18 protein-coding genes and 2 tRNA genes are annotated in these 21,659 nt (G+C 42.0%); 8 read left to right on the top strand and 12 right to left on the bottom strand.

Annotated features, from left to right (window positions below; translation table 11 throughout):
• Nucleotides 1-325 precede the first annotated feature (325 nt).
• A complete protein-coding gene (locus tag AB4375_RS10230) occupies nucleotides 326-1,807 on the top strand; it encodes a hypothetical protein (protein WP_372051509.1) in 1,482 nt (493 codons plus the stop codon).
• A gap of 113 nt (nucleotides 1,808-1,920) precedes the next feature.
• Here the strand turns inward: AB4375_RS10230 and AB4375_RS10225 are convergent, their stop codons facing one another.
• A complete protein-coding gene (locus AB4375_RS10225) occupies nucleotides 1,921-2,883 on the bottom strand; it encodes an aldose 1-epimerase (RefSeq protein WP_372051508.1) in 963 nt (320 codons plus the stop codon).
• Nucleotides 2,884-3,097: 214 nt separating this feature from the next.
• Between AB4375_RS10225 and AB4375_RS10220 the strand changes: the two genes are divergently transcribed.
• A complete protein-coding gene (locus AB4375_RS10220; RefSeq protein ID WP_372051507.1) occupies nucleotides 3,098-4,378 on the top strand; it encodes an ROK family protein in 1,281 nt (426 codons plus the stop codon).
• A 52-nt stretch (nucleotides 4,379-4,430) separates the two neighbouring features.
• On the opposite strand, the gene AB4375_RS10215 is transcribed toward AB4375_RS10220, so the two are convergent.
• The 3 genes from AB4375_RS10215 to AB4375_RS10205 all read right to left on the bottom strand — a co-directional run bounded on the left by AB4375_RS10215 (nucleotide 4,431) and on the right by AB4375_RS10205 (nucleotide 9,921).
• A complete protein-coding gene (locus AB4375_RS10215) occupies nucleotides 4,431-5,858 on the bottom strand; it encodes a sugar porter family MFS transporter (protein ID WP_372051505.1) in 1,428 nt (475 codons plus the stop codon).
• A gap of 86 nt (nucleotides 5,859-5,944) precedes the next feature.
• The gene (locus AB4375_RS10210) at nucleotides 5,945-9,373 is read right to left on the bottom strand and encodes a DUF5107 domain-containing protein (protein WP_372051504.1); all 3,429 of its coding nucleotides are present in this window, start codon (nucleotides 9,371-9,373) and stop codon (nucleotides 5,945-5,947) included.
• 359 nt (nucleotides 9,374-9,732) lie between these two features.
• Nucleotides 9,733-9,921 (bottom strand): AlpA family transcriptional regulator, encoded by a 189-nt coding sequence (locus AB4375_RS10205; protein ID WP_372051503.1) that lies wholly within the window; start codon nucleotides 9,919-9,921, stop codon nucleotides 9,733-9,735.
• Between the two features lie 456 nt (nucleotides 9,922-10,377).
• Between AB4375_RS10205 and radC the strand changes: the two genes are divergently transcribed.
• The 5 genes from radC (at nucleotide 10,378) to AB4375_RS10180 (ending at nucleotide 12,687) form a co-directional block, all read left to right on the top strand.
• Entirely contained in the window at nucleotides 10,378-10,845 is a 468-nt protein-coding gene (gene radC / locus AB4375_RS10200; RefSeq protein ID WP_372051501.1) for a DNA repair protein RadC, read from the top strand.
• Nucleotides 10,842-11,294 (top strand): DUF2787 family protein, encoded by a 453-nt coding sequence (locus AB4375_RS10195; protein WP_372051500.1) that lies wholly within the window; start codon nucleotides 10,842-10,844, stop codon nucleotides 11,292-11,294. The genes radC and AB4375_RS10195 overlap by 4 nt, the downstream gene beginning before the upstream one ends.
• A 22-nt stretch (nucleotides 11,295-11,316) precedes the next feature.
• A complete protein-coding gene (locus tag AB4375_RS10190) occupies nucleotides 11,317-11,760 on the top strand; it encodes a DUF2787 domain-containing protein (protein WP_372051499.1) in 444 nt (147 codons plus the stop codon).
• Nucleotides 11,761-11,887: 127 nt separating this feature from the next.
• Nucleotides 11,888-12,448 (top strand): tyrosine-type recombinase/integrase, encoded by a 561-nt coding sequence (locus AB4375_RS10185; protein ID WP_372051498.1) that lies wholly within the window; start codon nucleotides 11,888-11,890, stop codon nucleotides 12,446-12,448.
• The gene (locus AB4375_RS10180; protein WP_161686618.1) at nucleotides 12,445-12,687 is read left to right on the top strand and encodes an AlpA family transcriptional regulator; all 243 of its coding nucleotides are present in this window, start codon (nucleotides 12,445-12,447) and stop codon (nucleotides 12,685-12,687) included. The genes AB4375_RS10185 and AB4375_RS10180 overlap by 4 nt, the downstream gene beginning before the upstream one ends.
• Nucleotides 12,688-12,737: 50 nt before the next feature.
• Here AB4375_RS10180 and AB4375_RS10175 read toward each other — a convergent pair whose 3' ends face one another.
• From AB4375_RS10175 to AB4375_RS10140, 8 genes are all read right to left on the bottom strand, one after another.
• A complete protein-coding gene (locus AB4375_RS10175; protein ID WP_372051497.1) occupies nucleotides 12,738-13,946 on the bottom strand; it encodes an IS256 family transposase in 1,209 nt (402 codons plus the stop codon).
• A gap of 134 nt (nucleotides 13,947-14,080) precedes the next feature.
• Nucleotides 14,081-14,713, bottom strand: coding sequence for an inovirus Gp2 family protein (locus AB4375_RS10170; RefSeq protein ID WP_372051496.1), 633 nt, complete (start codon nucleotides 14,711-14,713; stop codon nucleotides 14,081-14,083).
• A 309-nt stretch (nucleotides 14,714-15,022) separates the two neighbouring features.
• Nucleotides 15,023-16,483: a YfjI family protein gene (locus AB4375_RS10165; RefSeq protein ID WP_372051495.1), complete on the bottom strand. Its 1,461-nt coding sequence runs from the start codon at nucleotides 16,481-16,483 to the stop codon at nucleotides 15,023-15,025.
• A gap of 53 nt (nucleotides 16,484-16,536) precedes the next feature.
• Complete coding sequence (locus AB4375_RS10160; protein ID WP_102516813.1) at nucleotides 16,537-16,776, bottom strand: AlpA family phage regulatory protein; 240 nt, start codon at nucleotides 16,774-16,776, stop codon at nucleotides 16,537-16,539.
• Nucleotides 16,777-16,905: 129 nt separating this feature from the next.
• Complete coding sequence (locus AB4375_RS10155) at nucleotides 16,906-17,979, bottom strand: hypothetical protein (protein WP_372051494.1); 1,074 nt, start codon at nucleotides 17,977-17,979, stop codon at nucleotides 16,906-16,908.
• Between the two features lie 194 nt (nucleotides 17,980-18,173).
• A complete protein-coding gene (locus tag AB4375_RS10150) occupies nucleotides 18,174-19,415 on the bottom strand; it encodes an integrase domain-containing protein (protein ID WP_372051493.1) in 1,242 nt (413 codons plus the stop codon).
• 186 nt (nucleotides 19,416-19,601) lie between these two features.
• Nucleotides 19,602-19,678, bottom strand: a tRNA-Val gene (locus AB4375_RS10145).
• Nucleotides 19,679-19,748: 70 nt separating this feature from the next.
• Nucleotides 19,749-19,825 (bottom strand) — tRNA-Val (locus AB4375_RS10140).
• A 761-nt stretch (nucleotides 19,826-20,586) separates the two neighbouring features.
• Here AB4375_RS10140 and AB4375_RS10135 point away from each other — a divergent pair.
• On the top strand, nucleotides 20,587-21,600 hold the full coding sequence (locus tag AB4375_RS10135) for a porin (protein WP_372051492.1): 1,014 nt from the start codon (nucleotides 20,587-20,589) through the stop codon (nucleotides 21,598-21,600).
• The last annotated feature ends 59 nt before the right edge of the window (nucleotides 21,601-21,659 follow it).

The raw sequence follows: 21,659 nt of genomic DNA, 5'->3' as shown, positions 1-21,659 counted from the left end.
ATAACCTGACAACAAACAGGGATGTCACATAGGGTTACCGTCTTTCTATGTGATCCAATACGACATAGACGGGGAGAGAAGTTCATGACCATTAAAGCGATTCGACCATTACTTAACAAGCACCGTTGCCTAGCTTCATTTAGCTGTGAATATTGCGGAGGTAGCCACAGTTCAACCTGTGACATTTGCGATCTGCCCCCGTGCCGATGTGCTTGCTAGTACCACACGTTTAATACCCATCATTGGCGGTTTACGAAAGTAAGCCGCTTTTGTTTTCTATGTATTTATCCCTGCAAACCAATCTATTAATAAAAAGGAATCTCCTATGAAAAAGACGTTAGTTTCTGCGCTTATTGCAAGCGCAACCCTTGTTGGTTGTGGCGGTGGTGGCTCATCTGAGCCTTCATCACCATCGAACACTACGTTGTTATCCGGTCGTGCTATTGATGGCTATATCGTTGGTGCCACTGTTCATTATGATTTTAATTCAAATGGTGTTGTCGATCCTGATGAGCCATCAGCTATCACCGACGCTGGTGGTGTGTTCACTATTGAAGGTGACATAACCGAAGAGCAGCAAGCCTGTCTTGAATACGTCCCAGTGATCGTAGATGTACCTGTCGGAGCTATTGATGAAGACTTAGGGGTCGTCACTCAAGCTTATGTACTTAACCTGCCACCAGCGTTCACGTTGCCTGAAGAGGTAGCGAATGGCTCCGTTAACATTACGCCACTCACCACAATGTTGTGGGAGTCAGCAAAACAGACGGTTGAAAGAGAGCAAGGAGCAGCATATAGCTGTGAATTAGTGAAAGACAATGAACAAGTCCGCAATGCCATAAAAGACGCCATGCGAAACGTAGCGGGTGATTTAGTTTGGCATTTCAATATCTCGGAGGAAGAGCTGTGGAGTGATTACATAGCGGATGGTAACAGTGCGGTCTACGATATTGCTGAGCAGCTTATAGCATCCATTCAACTTTCATTTGAAGAGACTTATGAGTTATCGCTTCAGTACCCTTATGCACATATCAACGTGGCTCATTACCTTAACGATCCAACGGACTGGCAACGCCAAGATGGTGAACAGTTGTGGTATAAATCGATTTCTATACGTCAAGGTAGCTTCTGGTCTGAATCCGTCTATGCGGTAGATGATAACTGGCTACCAGAGCGTTTGGTTAGAAACTACCTACAAGAAGACACTATCACTGACTTTGGTACCGTGGGTTATGTGAATGAATACCGTAACATGAGTTCCGATCCAAGCTTTGATGATTACATTTGCAGTAAGTCAGAAACCTTACTTTCAAAGATGGCTGACACAGACAACCAATACGGCATGGATAACAAGTCATCATTCTATGACTTAAGTGAACTGGAGTGTAATGAGGTTGGCTTTAGTGATACCGCTGATAGCCAAAATATAACGCTTTCGACTGCGAGAGTGAGTGGTGTGTACGATGAAGAAGGGAGCCGCTATAAGTGGGATACAGTGCCAAGTGAATACGCGCATTGGTTAGGCTTCAGTGCTGATGTGGAGAACATCGACATTGATGCATTAAATGCTGATATCGCGGCACTACCGCAAATCTATGGTGCTCAAGATTCTGCTGGGGCTGATTGGTGGGAGCATACAAAGCGTTATAAGGAAGGTGAGAGCAACGTATCTGAGCACCGAACTAATGTGCCGACTGAAATGCCCAATGGCGATATGACAATGCACTATCGGTTTGTTTCTTACCCTAATGGGACGTTCAAGTATGAGTGTGGCAGTGGTGATGGGTGGTATGACTGTACTAAGTAGCCACGCTTAAACTGGCGGCATAGAAGGGAGCAGTAGCTCCCTTCTAATACTCAAACACGGCGTTGTCGGCTATAAATCAATGACAGGAAGAAGTATATTTAGTTGGATTTTTATCAAGTATTAAAATTAAGCCTATATAAACTACTATCTATTTTAATGGTCATAGTAAGTTGCATACTCTGATGCATGGCAAGTATGGTAAGTCCTAAACTTTCATGAATTGAATTATCGTTAGAAGTGCGGAATGATGATAAACACGCATGCGCATTTACCGCTTGGCTTTGAGGCTCTAAACACAGAAAACTCGCTGGCCCTATGGGTTTATACACTTGCAGGTAATTACACGGACTAATAAGCGTTACCAATAACCCGTTACCGTGTTTTAATGTGGCTTTTACTCCTGATTTATCCAGACGGTAACCATTATTAAGCCATATTTCTGGAATAGGTTTTGCTCGTTCAAAACTGTACATAGGAGGGATGACGCTTGTATAGTCTATTGGTAGATAAGTCGCATCTTCTCGCCACCACCCAAGCGCAGGGAATTGCACACGCGTATCCGGTAAGCAATGAAAGAAAGGGTGGAAACCCGCCCCGAATGGAAAGGCTTCCTTGCTAAGATTGGTCACTGTCATGGTTACAATCAGGCTGTCTTGTTCAAGCTGAAAACGCTGCTTGGCTTGGTAGTGACACACGCCTTTAATGTCTGACTTCATCGCTAATTCTAGCCATAACTCTTGTTGGTTCTGTCGACACAGTTGCCAATGGGTTAACCAGCCATCACCGTGTAAAAAGAAATCGGGATCTATTTGTGAATGAATAGGCAATGTTATTTGATGTCCTAGCCATTCAAAGCTATTACCTCTAATGCGGTTCACCATGGGCACCATAGGGAACATGCTGGCTTCTCCCGCATTATTTTCACTCAGCTTTGTTCGTGGTCTCAGAATATTGAAAGCATGTTCTTCACCTTGATTGCATTTATTATTATGCGTGTATTGAAAGGCATCAATAACCCCACCCAACTCATTAATTATCAGTTTTAATGTGTCATTTTCGAGTGTGTGAATTGCCATAAATTAACCCTTCTACCGTTGTGATACCATGCTACTTGTTAATTAACCCGCAACCGGCTTAGAAGCTACTGTAAGTCGGTGATGGTTCGTTAAGTGATAGCAAGGTCACAGGGATTACTAAACACTTATTACTAAACGCTGATTCCTAAAGGTGCTTATTAATAGGGTTAATCATGCGGCCAATTGAGCGACTTTGATTAGGTGGTGACAAACAATGATGACCAATACCTTAGGGTTCAATGGCCAGAAGGGCCTTAACAACCAACAGGTGCGACAATATAACTGCCGCATCATCATGGAGTTGCTGTATAAAAACAAAGGGATGACCAAGTCACAACTAGCGCAGGCAACGCAGTTAAGCATTCCAGCAATCACCAAGATCATTGATGCATTAATCGATCAAGGTCGCGTTGAAAATACCCTGTCGCCAGAAGTAAGCAAGGGCAACTTTAAAGGCTTGTACAATGTATCGCGCCATCGCCCCGATACCATTTGTCTTAACGTGTCCCCGACTCGTATTCAGGCCGTCATGGTTGATAATCAAATTAACCCTTGCTCTGTGTTCATCAATCAAGCCATCGCCCCTGCTACGCCAGAGGCACTTATCGACGATATAGTTAATGTGATTGTTGCTTGTCGCCAAATAAACCGCACCACACCTTATCGGTTATCGATTGCAGTACATGGGCAGGTGGATACTCATGTTGGATCGTCAATGCGAATGCCACAAGCCCCATGGACACAATCCATAGAACTTAAATACATTCTCGAACAACGCTTACGTGTTGATGTGCTAGTTGATAATGATTGTGTAATGATGGCATTAGCAGAAAAATGGTTAGGTGGCCAAAGCAGGCAAGATTTCTGTGTACTGAATATCGATTACGGGATCGGCTCTTCGTTCCTGATCAACAATAATATCTACCGCGGAAAAATGTTTGGTAGTGGACAAATCGGTCACACTAAAGTAGCAAATAACGGCATTATTTGCGGTTGTGGCCGAGAAGGGTGTTTAGAGACCGAAGCCAGTTCAAAAGCCTTGTGCGATCGCTACTCTCAACAATCTGCGTTACACAGTCAAAGTAAGGCGGATCATAAGAGTGAGATTACGCACTACCTGCAAACACTTGAGGCTATGATAGAAGAAGAACAAGCTCTCACATTTGATGATTTTGTTCTGCGATATCAACAAAACGATCCTATCGCATTAGATGTCGCTCAGCGCGCCGCAATAGTGCTTGGTCAAGCTTTATATAATTTTCTGATCACCCTGAACATCAATAAGATCATTCTGTACGGCAACACTTGTGCCTTGGGTCAACCTTGGTTGAATACGATCACAGATCAAACACTCACGAATCCGTTTGAAGATAAGAGTGCCCGCCGCCAAGATCAAACACTGGTGTCGTTTGGTCAGCTAAGCCAAATAGAACGAGTGATGGGAATGAGTTATTTATGGGTTGAACAGGAGCTAGATAGTTTGTTTCACGCATAAAAAAGATCACCTAACGGTGATCTTTTTAGTTCTGGTTATTTGTATTGGTTGGTTATGCTTTTACTTCTTTGCCTAAATTAGCGGGTTGAACCACCAACTCTTTCTCTAACTCTTCTAATGAACGACCTTTGGTTTCTGGCACGTGGCGATAGATGAAAACAAAGCCACAAGCACAAATAACACCGTACAGTAAGAAAGAACCCGATGCGCCGAGCCCTGCGTTAAGCAATGGGAAGGTATATGTGAGTGCGAAACACGCCACCCATAGTGCAAGCGTGCTAACCGACATGGCTGTACCACGTACTTTGTTCGGGAAGATTTCAGATAACAAAACCCAAGTCACTGGCGCTAAAGTCAGGGCGTAGATAGAAATAGCCACCAGCACTAATAACAACACAGGAAGCCCTAACATGCCGAATGCATAAGCTGCAGACATTAAGCCGTAAATAATGGTTAGGCCAAATGATCCGACAATCATTAATTTACGACGGCCAATTTTATCAACAAACGGAATCGCCAAAATCGTAAAGACTAGGTTGATTAATCCCGTGGCTACAATCGATTTCAAGGTGTCGTTAATGTCAAACCCAGCGGAAGCAAAAATCTCTTGGGCGTAGTTGAAAATCACGTTGATCCCACACCACTGTTGGAACGCAGCCAACACCACACCAATGATTAAAATGGGTTTTACATCTGGCTTTAACAACGCACTAAAAGGTAGCGAACGGGTTTCGGCTGACAGTGTACTTTCAATTTCTGCCACGGTGCGGCTAGCATAGCTTTCACTACCAATACGACGTAATGTGCCTTTAGCTTTTTTTGCCATTCCCATTTTCACTAACCAACGTGGCGATTCAGGCACCACAAACATCAGAAGTAAAAACGCGAGTGCTGGTACCAATTCTGCACCAAACATATAACGCCAACCCATTTGACCATTCCATGATTGTAAAATGTCAGCTTGTGCTGCGCCAGTTGCCACAGGTTCTGCAATCACCAAGTTAATGATTTGCGCCGCTAATACCCCGATAACAATGGTTAGCTGGTTAATCGCCACAAACTTACCACGTTTTTCCGCAGGTGCAATTTCGGCGATATACATAGGTGATAACGCTGAGGCTAAACCTATCCCTATCCCGCCAATAATACGAAAGACAATAAATGCATTAAAACTGCCTGCCATTGCGGTGCCCCAAGCAGAAATAACAAACAAGAGTGCCGCTAAGATCAAAGGACGTTTACGCCCGTATTTATCAGAGACAGTACCAGCGATGAACGCCCCAGCCATACAACCCAGTAACGCTGAACTCATTGCCCAACCAGACAACGACGCACTAGTAATATTAAAATAGGCTTCATAGAAGGGCTTTGCCCCACCAATAACCACCCAGTCGTAACCAAATAACAACCCACCGCAGGCAGCAACTAGGCTGATGAGCCAAATATTTCTCATGTTAAGTTGATCGCTTGTCTTACTCATAATCAATCCTTGTAGAGGTACACGTTTATTCAAGTTATTGTTTTATAGTCACCTCAGGCGATAGATCACCTGAGGTGATCTATCCATTACATTTGACCGTAACGGCCAAAGGCGTAGCGATGTTGCGCGACTTCTTTAAATAAGTTCGCTTTAGTATGTGCTGGCGATTGGGTTAACAATGCCTGCAAGGTGTGTTCAAACGTTAATTGTTTATCTGTATCGTGTTCTTCTGCGCTGTACGCAATATGATTGCCCTGCTCGGTTATCAACGCCAACCCTAGCTGCCCCATTGTTTTTACGAATAAGCAATGCTGTTGATGCTCGGCCTGTAAATCACCGTCAAACACAATCAAAGCAGGCAGTGATACCGCGAAGAAGTCCGTCTCAACGAGTGTGTCAGCTTCCGCTTCAGCCCACGCCACCATATTTTCATATAATGAAACCGCTTTTTCAGTATCACCCAACTGATACAGTGCTGCGGCTTGATAGAACAAGTAATCAGCAGGTTGGTCGTTATAATAACGGCTTTGCCCTATTTCTTGTTTACCCTGTGTAGCACACTTGAAATGTTGAGCAGCCAGTTGATGTTGATCTAGCTTTTGGTAGCAATAACCTAAGTAGTAATACAGATCATTATCGGTTTGCCCAACTAAACGCCCTTCACCCAAGTTATGTGGGTAATGCAGCGCACCTTGTAAACATTCAATTGCCTCGGTATATGCTTGTTGGTTTATTAACCCAAGAGCGGTGCGTAATTTGTTCACGACAAACTGACCTGTAATGCGTCCTTCTCCTCCTTCCCACGGGTGAAATTGTCTTGTTGCTAAACACTCAGCAGCCTGCTCTAACTGTCCTGTGATATTGTATAAGTTGAGCAGTTCTGCGGTTAAATCATCCCGTCTGGCAACCACCTCTAAGTGCGATTGCAAAAGATCTATTCGCGTTGTAGGCTCGGTCGCTACAGCTTGATGAAGGAAATCTAACTCGTACAAAATACGAGCATCGTCAGGCGAAAGTGCAAACGCACGCGACATCAAATCAATCGCTTTCTGTAAATCTTTGCATTTGTTGTATGCATAAACCGACAAGTTGCGTAATACCGGCGCATAGTCAGGATTTAGGCATAAGACCTTTTCCCAGTGGTGTACGGCGCGAGAATAATTACGCTTGGCGTAAAAGAAGCAACCCAACAAATACTGAGTAAAATAATGATTGGGGAAGGCATCCAGCACACCAATTTCTGTCAAGGTATTGGGGAATAACACGTTTTCAGCGAAGGTTTCTGCCGCCGAGTCTAACCAAGTTGTGACACTTGTTTTAACGTCAGTTTTTAGATCAGTGTCGGCGCTAGTGTGTTCATCAGATAAATAAGCTTGGTAAATATAAGTCATCGCTCCTTGGCTATCACTCTGAGCTAATACGACTTTTGCACTATCTGTTGCACCGATCGATAAATAGAAATTCACCAGATGGATCGCATTGGCTTCACGTCCGTTCATTAAATGCTTGAATGACGCTAAATCGGAGGTTGATTGACTGAGTTGGTATTTCTCGAAAGCCAACCCATACCCCAGCGGCTGAATCACTTTTTGTGCTTTTATAAAAGCAGCCGCTTCGCTGCCACGGTTCAGCGTGATCAGCAAGTGTGCTTTCAGTGTCGCTGCTTGATAATGCATGCCGTTAAGCTGTAAAGCACGGTTCGTATAATCCAGCGCTTCCCCCCAACGAGATTGCTTAGTCGCAATACGGGCGGCGGCGAAAAATCCAGCATCACGGCAGTTCGCACTCCATGTAGCCTTAAAAACATCGCTAAACGCCTGATCTAAAAAGCCTAATTTCTCATTTGCACAACCACGCAAGTAGCTCGCTTTACCACACAGCGGATTCTTATTAAGTTGATGAGCTCGTGCCAATGCAGCATTGGTGTAGGCAAGTGTTGCGGAGTAATCGGCACCTTCATACGCCAACGATGCCATTGCCACATTGGTTTGGTAATGGTTCGGATCGCGCTTTAACGCCTCCTGGTAATAATCAACTGGGCTTCGCGTTGCATGATGGTATTGCTGAAGGTGCTGGCCGATGAAATACAAGTCTTCGACACTGTCAACGTCAGCAGGTAATGCAGGTGACGTGGCGGGATCTGGTGTTATTTCATCTGCTGAAGCGACATGTTCACTATAAGACAGTGTGCTGAAACCATCTGCAGAAGTGACCGTAATGGTTAAGCGGTTAGTTGCTGTGAGTTCGCTCTGCCCGACAAGACAGACACATTGACCATCAAGCAAGCACGTCCCTTGGCGAGTATCACCCGGCATCATGGTTAATGACGTTTCGTACACTGTATTCTTGCCGTCTGAAATCACCATAGTGTAATCAGTGATTTCCGCAATGGCATAAACTGCCCACTCTAGCTTGCCATTTGAGCGTTCAAGTTTTATCGCCACGTCAGTATTGGCGTTATGCACATTACCAAGATAACTGTATGGCAAGAAGTGTTGAACAAACACCTTCTCTTCATGGCTATCGATCCATGTAAAGTCGGGTTGGTTGTCGGTAAACACACCTGTCATTAATTCAATGTAAGGGCCATTGGTATCGGTGAGTTGACGATCCCATGCAATACCGAAATCGCAGTTACCCCAGGTCCATTGTTTTTTACCCGGAGAAACATGGTGATTGGCAACATGAAGCAAACCGCCCTGTTCGTTGTGGCTGTATGCGCCCACAAAGTCGTAAGCCGATTTATCTGCCATGTAAGACGTCGGTACAGGAAGATTTTTATAACGCGAGATATCGGTACCAGGCGAGTAATCCACCTTGTAATATTCGCCCGTAGCGATTGGGAAATTAGAGACATCGCGCTTACCGTGATCGTATACCGCGGTGACATCTGGCGGGAAGATACTTTGATGATCGTCACCACCTTTAACTGCGGGATTCGACCACCATAAGAATTGACGGGGCGTTTCATTACCATTGTAGACTTTCCCCGTGATCTCAATCAGAGCTTTGTTTGGGTAAACCTTAAAGCCTGCCATGATTTGCAAACCGTACATGTGCTCAACTTCGCCCATCCACACCGTCACAGCGCCATCATCATGATGTTCAATGGTGAAATCAGTCGACATAAAGGTCGTCGGGCGGTGGTGTTGCGGCCAGTTAAATTCGATACCACCAGAAATCCACGGCCCTAATAAACCAACCAGAGCGGGTTTAATCACTTCGTTGTAGTACACAAAATCACGGCCTTTTACCTTGTCATACGCACGGTGAATGCGCCCACCAAGCTCTGGCAGTAGCATGACTTTGATATAATCATTTTCGATATATACCGCTTGATAAGTTTGATCGACTTTTTGATCTGTAATGCTATCAATTACACCGTAAGGATAAACGGAACCCGATGAACCTTGATAAACACGGTTCTCTAAAAACAGCGGATTGGGATCCACCTTGCCCGTTGGGTAAGTAGGAAGAACAACCTGTTCAACCCAAGCTTTTGCATTAGTACTCATGACTTATAACCACCTATAAGCTGTTATGATTAAGTTATAAGCAGTGTAAGGGATGTTTATTAGCTGAATGTATGAAGCAATCACGGGCTTTACTAAACAGTGTTTAGTTGTAAATGTGACTATTAGACAAATTTGTTTTTATAAATATAAGCACATAAAAAAGAGGTTAGTATGACCTATTCATTAACCTAAGTAGCTGCACTATGATTGTGATGATTCTAAACCGCTACCCATAAGCAAAAGTACTGCGATTCTAGTGGCACAACCTGCCACTGAATAAATGCTTTAATAAAGAATGAGGAAAAGCCAGATTAGATTAAACAGCCTAGAAAGAAACACTAGCTTCCGTCCATTATCTGTCAATCAGCATTATCACGCTCACCAATCCTATCCAATATCCAATCTGTTACCTCTTCTTCTACCCATCCTACCGAACGACAACCTAATGGTACGGCTTTGGGAAACCCACCTTCGCTCATGTACTTGTAGATGGTAGAGCGTGCGAGGCTGGTTAAGGTCATTACTTCTTTTAATTTGATTAATCTCATGATGATTTCCGGTTAGTTCAAATCATGAGATAACGAGAATGTGCATTTAATTACTCCACAGCGTAAATCACCATACTCCAACTTTTTTCAACCACACATTACCTTTCTGAAGCCAGCTAGTCGCAGGCTTCCATTTATGCTCGTTTCTTAAATCAAACTAAGCAGGAGGCTCTTATGCCGTTTGTGTTCATTGCTGGCTTTATCGTTGGCGCAGGCTTGTATCACATCAACAAGGAGGTGAATGGTGAATCCCCACCAACCTACTAAGACACTAATAGAGTTGTTCATCTATGGCGTTGTGAGTGGTTACAACTGGGCTAAACAACAAGATAAACAGCAACCATGACCTAAAGCAGCCCAGCGTGATTGGGCTGCTTCTATGGGGAAGGATTCCATTATTTTTTAGCTACATATTATTTGGATGCACATACCTTTAACGCACAAGAAGGAAAGTACATGCATTCAAATCATTACACGCCAAACGAGCCCACAGAGCTTCGTCAAATCCTAGAGACCGCATCGACTATGCTCGCAGCGAAGTATGCCCGTTCAGGCTCATTCACTAGCCCAGAAAACACTAAGCAATATCTACAGATGAAACTGGCGCATTACGACAGAGAAGTGTTTGCCGTGATGTTTCTTGATAATCAAAACCAACTCATTGAATACAAGGAGATGTTCTTTGGCACCATCGATGCTGCTAGCGTTTATCCAAGGGAAGTCGTCAAGGAAGGATTAATGCTGAACTCGGCGGCGGCTATCTTTGGTCATAATCATCCATCCGGCTCACCTGAGCCATCACAAGCTGACCGGAGGATCACTCAACGTCTCTCTGATGCTCTAGCATTGGTTGATATCCGAGTATTGGATCATGTCGTCGTAGGTGAGCAATGCGTATCTTTTGCTGAGCGAGGTTTGTTATGAGCCAAACCACACCGCATCGACTGCTAGTGGAATACCTCAATGTCCTTGTTGAGCAATTAGATATCCCTACCTTTGCATCACGGATAGCCCTTAACTTTCGAGTATCGAGCTACTACCAAGACCGCAGCGGTTTTCACCCCGTAGAGATCCAACTCAACAGATCGATAAATCAATCAGACAACAATCGCTGGTGCATCGTCTTTGTCACTAGCTTTGCTTATCCAAACGAGCAAACCGAAAAAATTGAGGTCGAGCTCTACTTCAATTTTCTACGTGGATGGTTTTATCAGCCAGACATTGAACACTGTGAACTCCACCAGCCACAAGTAACAAGCTTGTATCAAAGCTATGAACGGTCTTTCCTCAAGCAAATTCAACAAGGCTCCTTTGACGGTATACAAGCAACACTCGTCAATATAGACACGCCCACTGAATCATCAATCCCATAACTACTAACCAAGGAGGCATACCATGCCAGTCGCAACCAAATTTCAAACGATGCAGTTTCACCCTTGTGTCCTGCCTATCTCGACTCGCTTTCACAACGTAATCACTAAACAAGTTCAAAAAGGTAATGGGGATAACGACTGTGATTTATTAACCATTAACTTTCGGGACACGAGTTATAGCGCTGAAGCTGGTGGGTATCATCCAGTAGAAATCATGATCCGCAATAAAGGTGATAAGTGGCGATTCTGTTACATCACCGACTTTGCTTATTCTGGAGGTGCCTATCCAGAGTTAACCATCGAGCTAGATTTCAATATTGAGAGCAACATATTCAGGCAGATGTTTCTAGCACCTTGCGCTTTAGCACATCGAGAAGTGAAATCTTTTTACCGAACGTGGGAAAGTAACTTTTTGGAGTATTTATCTGATGGTGTGTTTGACCAAATCAAAGTCACCAAGAGCTGAAAAGCATCCAAGTTCCCATTTTAGCAATTTGGGAACTTGCCAACCCTTATGGAACAAGGCTTTTCATTTCTGGTCTGCTTTGAAGTTCCTCTAATCATCATTTTCATCGAAAAAAGGAAGCTGCGTTATGGCAGAAGTTCAAGCGGTGAAAAACCGTGACACTATCCAGCTCATCGGCCACTTATTAGAAATACGGCATAGTAAGCGAATGTCGGATATCTGGAATGTTGGTATCAATCTGGCTTTACGGATTTCGGATTTACTGGCGATTAAGTTCAGTGACATCGAAGAAGACCGTTTAACCATCCGTGAATCTAAAACGGGCAAAGTAGCCCAGATTGCATTAAACCCAAGAAGCCTAGAAATCATCCTTCGCATTAAAAAGGAGAATCCCCACCACATCTACTTATTCCAATCTTACCGAAATCAGCAAGCAATAAACAAATCTGCCAATCCATTGAGTCGCCGAGCGGTTAGCCAAGCGTTTTCATCGATTGGTGAAGAGATTAGTTTTCCGTTAGGAACTCACTCAATGCGAAAGACCAGAGGCTATCACTTATACAAAAGCACCAAAGATATTGCACGAGTAATGCGGATGCTTCGCCACAGTTCTGAGGGTGTAACGCTGCGCTACATTGGCGTGACACAAGATGATATTGATAATGACTTTAGGGAGTTAGTGTTATGAACAACGAAATGAAGAGTATTAAAGAGTTACCAACTTCGAGCCGCCTATTGCGATTGAAAGAGGTGATTCAGGTTACAGGTATATCACGCTCATCACTTTACAAATATCTCAACGAAGGACAATTTCCGCATCCCATATCACTAGGTGCTCGCTCTGTTGCTTGGATAGATCATGAAATTCAAGCATGGATAACAACAAAAATGGAACAGCGAAATAATAAAGCAACCCAAACTTTATAGATTGACTTTTCAAAGAGACCCTGTAAATAATTCTGTGTAACTGCTCTTTGTTACAAGTATTCAGTTAGTCGGTCTTCGAACATAATCATAAAGCGGTTTAGAGCTTGCTTCCAGTGATGGATTGGCATTGTCCATCTTTTGGAAGCATCCATAATCGCCAGATACACCACCTTTCTAGCCGATTCATCCGTCGGAAACAGTTTACGTTTCTTGGTCGCCTTTCTGATCACGCTGTTCAGTGATTCAATCGCATTCGTCGTGTAGATAGCTTTACGGATATCTTGAGGGTAGCTAAACAGAGTATTGAGATTATCCCAATGAGCCGTCCAGGAGCGACTGATTTGAGGGTACTTTTCATCCCATTTATCACCAAAGTGCTCTAGCGCCAACAAGGCTTCATCTTCCGTCGTAGCTTGATAGATTTCTTTTAAGTCTGCGGTAATGGTCTTGTAGTCTTTCCATGGGACGTATTTCATTGAGTTCCGTATCATGTGGACGATACAGAGCTGAATTTGAGTTTTTGGATAAACGGCATTAATGGCATCAGGAAAGCCCTTTAGGCCATCTACACACGCGATGAGGATATCATTCACCCCTCGATTTTGAAGTTCGGTGAGCACGCTGAGCCAGAATTTCGCTCCTTCGGTTTCAGACATCCACATCCCAAGAAGTTCTTTCTGACCGTCCATATTTACGCCAAGAGCGAGATAAATGGCTTTGTTGATGACCTGCTTATTCTGACGTACTTTTACGACGATGCAGTCGAGATACACGATGGGATAGACCGCATCAAGCGGACGAGATTGCCACTCAACGACTTGTTCTAAAACAGCATCAGTGACCTTAGATATTAGACTGGCGGAGATATCGGCATCGTACATTTCTTTGAAGGTCGCGACGATTTCACGGGTGGTCATTCCCTTGGCATACAAGCTTAAGATCTTGTCGTCCATCGATTGGAATCGAGTCTGATGCTTACGAACGAGTTTAGGCTCGAAGGACGCGTCACGGTCACGAGGAATTTCTAACTGGATCTCGCCATCGTCTGTAATTAGGCGTTTGGAGGAGTACCCATTTCGACTGTTACTATCGTTAGTTGGCGAGTGTTTTTCGTAACCAAGGTGCTCATCGAGTTCAGCATTTAAGGCTGTCTCAACTGTCACCTTGGTTAACATTTTCCTGAAGTCATCAAGATCAGAAGGAGTCTTAATCGACTTAGCGGCTTCGCGAGCGAAGGCTTCTAAAGCTTTCTTATCCATATTGCTTATCCTTAGCCATGGTTGGCTTAATTATAAGCAGATACACAATTTAAATTACAGGCTCTTCAAAGAGGTTATTTTACACCTCTTTTTTTCACTGACTCATATATATACCATAAATACTCTACAGAAAGTTAACTCTTACTCATCCCGTAAAAACGCACCCTAGCATTACCACCATAGGGCTTTGTTTTAAGCTTCGCCAAATAACTTAACCTAAACAATACAGCATAAAATGTGTCATGAAATGAGGGGGAACTCTTATTTAATTCATATGTTGAATTTTTGCTGGGAATATGAACCAACCCCTTCACATCATTCACTGAACATTTTATTGCACTCGCCCAAGCCTCTGAAATACGATTAATGGTATTATTTCTAGTACTACCAATCTTTCCAAACCCTTTATACACATTGTAATTTAAAACTAGAGCGACATGGTAATGCCAACCTTCGTTACCACTCAACTCTTTCACCCATACGTAGTTAATATTGCAATTAACTTTACGATTCCTATTTTTACTTTTCCTTCTTAAGTCATATTTAATTTTAAAACGAAGAGAATCAAAAAACTTCGATATTATCTCAGTAGGTCCTGAGTAACCTTTGGGAAACTTCAGCTCAAAGCGCATAACAAGAAGACGGTTATGATCAGACAAAGATTTAGCCATCATTAATTCATTCGCTATTAATATTCTTTGTATTAATGGTCCATGTTTAAATATCACACGATAATTATTGAACACTCCTGTTTTAATTAAATTCATTTCAACTTAACACCTCTTAGTTAAAAAAACAATAGCCATATCTACTTCACTTCATTCTTAAGGTATGAATAATAAAAACCTCATACTAACAAAAGATATATATTACTATAACCGACAAAATATCAAACTCAACTAACAGCTAAACTAGGGGATAGATAGATACCACTTTATTATTTTGATGTTTACCCCCCTAGTTCATTCTTACTTATTACTCTGGACTTATTCACAAACAATTCTATCTATATTTATTGTAAATCTAACTTATTATCTATAAATTATTACCTCTATGGCTAATCGATTTAATGTAAATCAAATAGAAATATTCAATCCCAAATCAATCATGATTTTCGCATCATTACGTGGACAAAGAGGACAGAGATCGACGACCCTTGTCTTTGGTTTGATCATAATTTCACTTAATATATAATTGGGTTTTAGGTACTCTAATGCTTGCTCTAGGTTTTTTTTGTTTCTTGTCCCATATGGCCCAAATTGAAAAATATCATTTCGTTTGATATATCTAACACCTGAATTTGAAAGAGTATGAAACCACTGTATTAAATTATAAGCATCTACTTCACACTTCGGTGGTGCAGAGAAAACTTTCACAAACTGACCAGAGAAATAACTTATTAAATTAATTGACTCTAGGAGTGTGTCCGAAGAAATTTCATCATCTAAATCGCCATCAAAACAATGAATTAAAGCCGCTAACCTTGCGATATTTTCTGGTAACTTTGAGGCATGATCTGCAACTTTCTGAAAGATACCGTTAGGTCTCATCTTTACTTCAATATCGTTGTAAACATCCTGCCAGATTTTTTTTGCTCCATTGGAGAATCTAACAATTTTTCTATTGGTGTAATTAGAAATGTCTTGGGACTCCGACAGCCAATGATAAAGCTTACCATTAAACTCCTCGATACCGTCTCGTGAATAGTCTATCCCTGAAGACTGCCTAAACCCAATTTTGGATGATGGCTCACAAACAAGAAGACGAGCCAAGAATCCATTACCACGCACACTATCCTTTGATTTTTTAATAAAGCGATCTAGCGCACTTGATTGCGTCATTATATGGACGGTTAACCGAGCGCTTTCTACTGTATATGATCCTGTTGTTTTCCTATTGACAGTAACATCATCACCACTCCAAATTGCATTCAGGCTAGCTGTTTGCGCCATCGCTCGGCTGTTAAGTAATACTCCCCCTTCACTAGACCCAAGAAAAGCATTTGGTACATTCTCACTGAGACCACTCAGCAATGCTTCAATAGTACTATCTTCATATGAGAGCAAATCGAGTTTTGGTTTAATTGGTTTTTTTTCTTCGAGTTCGAGTAACTGGTTTGCCATTGACTCACATTCAAGTTCATCATCCAAATTGACTAACTTTTTTATACGAGCGACTTTTTTTTCATGTAACTCAAGTTGAATCTGGTATCGATCTAATTGTGTTTGGTAACATTCAATATTTTCTTTTTGAAACGATTTGATTCCTTTTGTGAATAAATTCTCTACTGATGATTTACGCTCTCCTGATTCTGCAATCGTTAACCCCATTAGTGAGACAGGGCTTACTTTTCCCGTGGGTATTTCTACATCAATAACGCCTTGTAATGCGAGTGAAACGGAACTAATAGCGGTCATATAGATCATCGAATCAGGCGCTTGCGTGATGAATTTAGCCTCCATATAGGCTTTAGTGATTAGTGATGACGGAGAGACAATGGGAAAGGCCTCCGACGAAATTGGAAATTGATATAACATGTGCACTCCTATCGATAACGACATAAAATGATTAAATTTTGATAACCACCTCTCTAATCACGCCCTGCGATAGAGTTATTTCTCATCAAATTTAACCAAGTTTGCATATCTCCCATCAACCAACCTACCGCTCTTGCGCCTAGTTTGATTTTCTGAGGAAATGAAGGGTCAAAACGTTTTGATGAAGGGTTTTGTTTGTCATAGATAGTCGACCGAGAAAGGCCCGTCATTAACATGACATCCTTAAGTCGAAGAATTTGGTTTGAACGAAGTTCTGAGTGAGTAGATAACATTTAAAGCTCCTTAGTTGATTTAAGGTGCCATTAAACATTAAAGGACAAAGTTACAAAAAGGAGTGGAGTTGATTTTTCGGCATAAAAACCCACCCCAGCCCTTTATACAAAAGGGCTACGACTCTTTTACTATTTTAATTTTTTGTACTTATCTGGCCTGATAATTAATTCTATTGCATGAATATATGTGTCATTTGTATCAAGAACTTCATGTAGTTCATCTAGAACATTCCTGGCTATTTCTTGTACATTTTTCTTGCTCAGCTTAGTATCTGATAGCCAGTGGTGGCTATAAACTTCTTTGACAAGATTGAAGTTTTTACCTGTTTTGTCTTTAATCAGAAAAGCTCCCGCTTCACGCTCTCCCTTTTTTTTAAAGCTCTTAAAATTGCGAAATAGGTAGCCTGAACAGCCACCGGAGACAACGGATGCGTTTTTAACATACAGAGCATACCCACAATTCGATAGCTCCCATAATGCAGTAGATGCATGGTACTCCGGTTCCAGGTAATATGCGCTCTGTTGATAATCTTTGTCGTTGAACACTAGCTTTGAAACGTCACTCTCTCTAATAACGACTTCTAACAAGCTCACTGACAAATTGAGTTCACTTCCTACTGGAAAGTTAAAATCATTGTTACTACGTGTTGCTTTATCACAAAGTACAAAACGCGAATTACTCATCCCATTTTTAATTTTCTGCATTATGGGATGACCATTATCGGTATTACTCCCAAGCTTAAAATCATAAGGAGAAACAGGTATTGACTCATTTAAGGCAAAGTGTTGCTCTTTGTCATCGAAAGTAACCACACCTTTGAATGTATCAGTCGTGATATTTTCAGAAGCTAAAAGCTTTTTCGTATCACTTTCTGTTACTTGTAGATATTCAACACCAGCAACTAATGTAGATGCTCCTAAAAAAAGAGTGTTAATTTTGGGTGGATTAACACGAGAGAGATATTCTCCTTCCAAAAGATGATGCATGAGCATGATTTTTTTTGAATAATCGCTTTCACTTAAAACAACATCTTGCCTTGTCAGTTCATCCAATTGCTTATCAATGCCCCATACGCTGTAACCATTGGGTACATCGACTAACAGCGGTATATCGAGCTCAAGACACGTTTTCAGCTTATCCTTCATTGACACTTTCGTATCAATGTCACTCAACTTATAAAAAACCTTGTTGATAAATCTCAAACCATCATCCTTGCAAGCTACCGATAAAGAGGGCTATTCATGCTATTAATAGCATAAATAGCAGAGTGTCGGACTCAATAAAAACTGGAAAATGATGTCGATGTCAACGTTCTTCTCATGCACGAGATAACATCATGGGAAATTTTTAAAATATTAATGGTATTGACACTCAGTTATGCTTAGAGCTAATCAACCTAACCCACAACCTTCAGGCTCTTTTTACCACTCATCGACAAGCTCCCCGAAGCAGCTTCTTCGATATGATCACTCCACCACACCATGAGAACTTTACGGCGTTCAAGGTAGTCAGTTCGGTTGTATGCACTTCTTACCTTATCTCTATCCACATGAGAAAGTGCGGCTTCTATAATATCTGGATCGAAGTTTTGCTCATTTAAGGTGGTACTGGCTAATGCGCGCAAACCGTGAGAAGTTTGCCTACCCTTCATGCCCATTCGTACCAATGCTTTATTTGCTGTCTCTTTGTTAATGTGATTTTTGTTACTTTTGTCTGCAGGGAAAAGGTATTCACTATCACCCGTGATGAAATCAATGGTTTCTAATAGATCTAGAGTTTGTTTTGTTAACGGGACAGTATGCACTCTTCCCTTTTTCATTCGTTCAGCAGGAATGACCCAAAGCATCTTTTCTCTGTCAATTTCATCCCAACGTGCCCCAGCCGTTTCAGCAGGTCTTGTCATGGTATGAAGTTGCCATTCTAGCAAGCAGCGAGTGATGGGTTTAATGGATGCATAGTTGATTGTTTTGAGAAGCTCTGGAAGCTCATCTGGGGCTAACGAAGCTTGGTTGGTGACCTTGGCGGTTTCAAAGGCTTTACCAATGCCTGCGAGCTTGTTGTGCTCAATCACACCCGTGTTTACTGCAAAGGTCATTATCTCATTGAGGTTACGACACAAACGCCCTACTGTTTCTAATTTACCTTGATTCGCAATGGGTTTAATTGTTTTTATCGCTTGTGGTGCCGTAATGTCACCAAGGGGAAACTTACCAAGATCAGGTAAGAGGTACTTCTCAATTCGTTGCTTTAGCTTCTTAGCGGTTTGCTCTTTGACGCTTGTTCTCTTCACTTCAATCCAGTCATCAAATACCGACTGTAACGTATTCGCCAATTCTAACTGTTTTTCTCTGAGTGTCGTATCACGATGCTCTTTAGGATCAATACCGTCTGCAAGAAGCTCTCTTGCCTCAATCGCTTTAGTTCTTGCTTTGGCTAGGGAGATATCAGGGTACTTACCTAAGGCTAGGTTCAAGCGCTTTCGTGAAATGGGGTGATAATATGAAAAACGCCATAGTTTTGTTCCTATAGGCTTAATCTTCAATGATAATCCATCACCGTCACCTAAATTATATTCTTTCTCTTTAGGCTTTGCTTGTTTGATTTGAGTAGCCGTTAAAGGCTGTACCTTTTTCGCCATCGTAACCCCCTGAAGTAACCTCGAAATTGCTTAGATCTTAAAAGACTACTTCAGAGATTACTTTAAACGGTGGATTTTACAACACATCATGGGATCTCTTGGGACCAAGAAATGGCTAAGAGTCTGATAAAAAGAGGAATTACAGGCACAAAAAAGCCCACACTAGGTGGGCTCTTTCGTATAATGTGGTGCCCGCTACTGGACTCGAACCAGTGACACCTTGCATGTCATGCAAGTACTCTAACCAACTGAGCTAAGCGGGCGATGTTCTAATTTCTTATTACTACCATTGTGACAAACTCAATAGTTATGCAATAAAAACTAAAGAAGGAATGGTGCGTCCGAGTGAACTCGAATCACCGACCCCCGCCATGTCAAGGCGGTACTCTAACCAACTGAGCTACGGACGCATTCCCTTAGAACGCCAACGATGATATCTATGATAAACAGATGGTGCAAGTATTAACTGGCATCTTGCGATTCGTTTGCTCACTTTGCAATCAAAGACATAACAACATGTCGATTTTACACCCAGATTATCGTCAAACCGCTGAAAAACAAAGTTTAGTTAGAAAAAATTCTAATCCTTGATGACAACCAATTAACTAACCTAATGTGTTCAATTTGGGATTTTTGTTGTCTATACCGTTTTTCTTGGCCTTTACAGTAACCATACAGGTATAGATCAATGCCTATATTTAGTGTCAAAAATTTTGCTTGCCCATTGGGTTACCGTAGTATTTTGATCATTATAAGTGAAAGGCACGCAGAGGCTTTGTAACTCACTGAAATACATCATTCATAAAAATCACCACGATTTTGTAATCGTCGTCATCGAATTACTAGGCCGCAATGACTGAATTCGGATTTTTCATATAAAGTGGCCGGGTTATTACCAACATACATAAATACTACGATAGCACTCTATAGTAGAAAAACATCAGCTACAATTAATCTCCCTCAAGAGCAACAATCTATAAGCAATTCAAAACCCAACCCCACACATCATAGCTATTTTGAATACATACAGCACAGTAATACATAATGAAATTTGCATAATGGCAAAGCGCGCCTATATTCATAACCTGTAGGAATCAATAATCTAAATTCAATGCTATACGTGAATCTATGGTTTGCGATAAATACAAGTGTGAAAAATAGGGAATAAATTATGAAAAAATCACATATCGCCATTGCAGTGGCGAGCATACTATCGACATCTGCCGTATCGGCGGCGACCATTTATGAGACAGATGAAACAGTATTCAATATCGGCGGCCGCGCAGAAGTTCGAGGGAATTTCTCTGATGCGAATAAAAGTGCTGGTAATAGTAGCACCTATAGTGATAGATCACGTGTCCGCTTAAGTGTCGATGGCACACAAAAAGCGTCGGACGATGTTTCCTTTTTTGGGAAATATGAATTCGAACTAACAGAGTCTGAAGATGGCGCATCAGATGATATCGGCATTAACACTCGATTCTTATATACGGGTGTTCAAACCAATCACGGTAACGTCTATTATGGCCACCAAAATAATGCCGTTACCTACTTAACCGATTGGACGGATATGGCTGAAACCTTCAGCGGCTATATCAATGAATACACGGTGTCGACTGCTGATCGAGCAAAAAATGTTTTACGTTATGAACTGACAAGCGACAACATCACCTTTCAAATTGATGGCAATTTCAATTCAGATAGTGAATCAGCACAAAGTGACGGCTTCGGTGCAGTTGTCGCCGGCAGCACTTCGATTGGGTTAGATATTGGCGTCGGTTATGCGTCAAGTGATGAAACCTATGGCGTTGGGACAGATACAGAAACTTCTGATGCCTATATTGGTGCGGTTAAGTACACCAACGATCAGGGGGTTTGGTTCGCCGCACTCTATCAATTTGGTAGTATTTCAGGTCTAGGCGTAAAAGATTCAGACTACGATTCTGCCGATGCTTACTTGGGATACTCGTTTGGTGCCAACAACGTCAACCTGACCTACAGCTACTTTGAAGCTGACGATATTGCAGATTACGACATTAACTTTATCGGTCTAGAATACGCACGTTATATTGGCGATGTGGCCTTCTTTGGTAGTTATAAGTTTAACATGTTAGACGAGGGCGAAGGTGGGCAAGGCGATAACGACGAAGATGAGCTACAGCTCGGTATGCGTTACGCGTTTTAGTCTAAACCAATCCACTTAATATTAGTAAAGCCGAGCATAATGAAGTGACCCCGTAAAGT

Origin of the sequence: Vibrio sp. 10N.261.51.C6 (genome assembly GCF_041471785.1) — a bacterium.
In the GTDB taxonomy this organism is placed as follows: Bacteria; Pseudomonadota; Gammaproteobacteria; order Enterobacterales; family Vibrionaceae; genus Vibrio; species Vibrio crassostreae_C.
The sequence above is the reverse complement of the archived record's forward strand: the minus strand, read 5'-3'. Positions and strand labels throughout refer to the sequence as shown.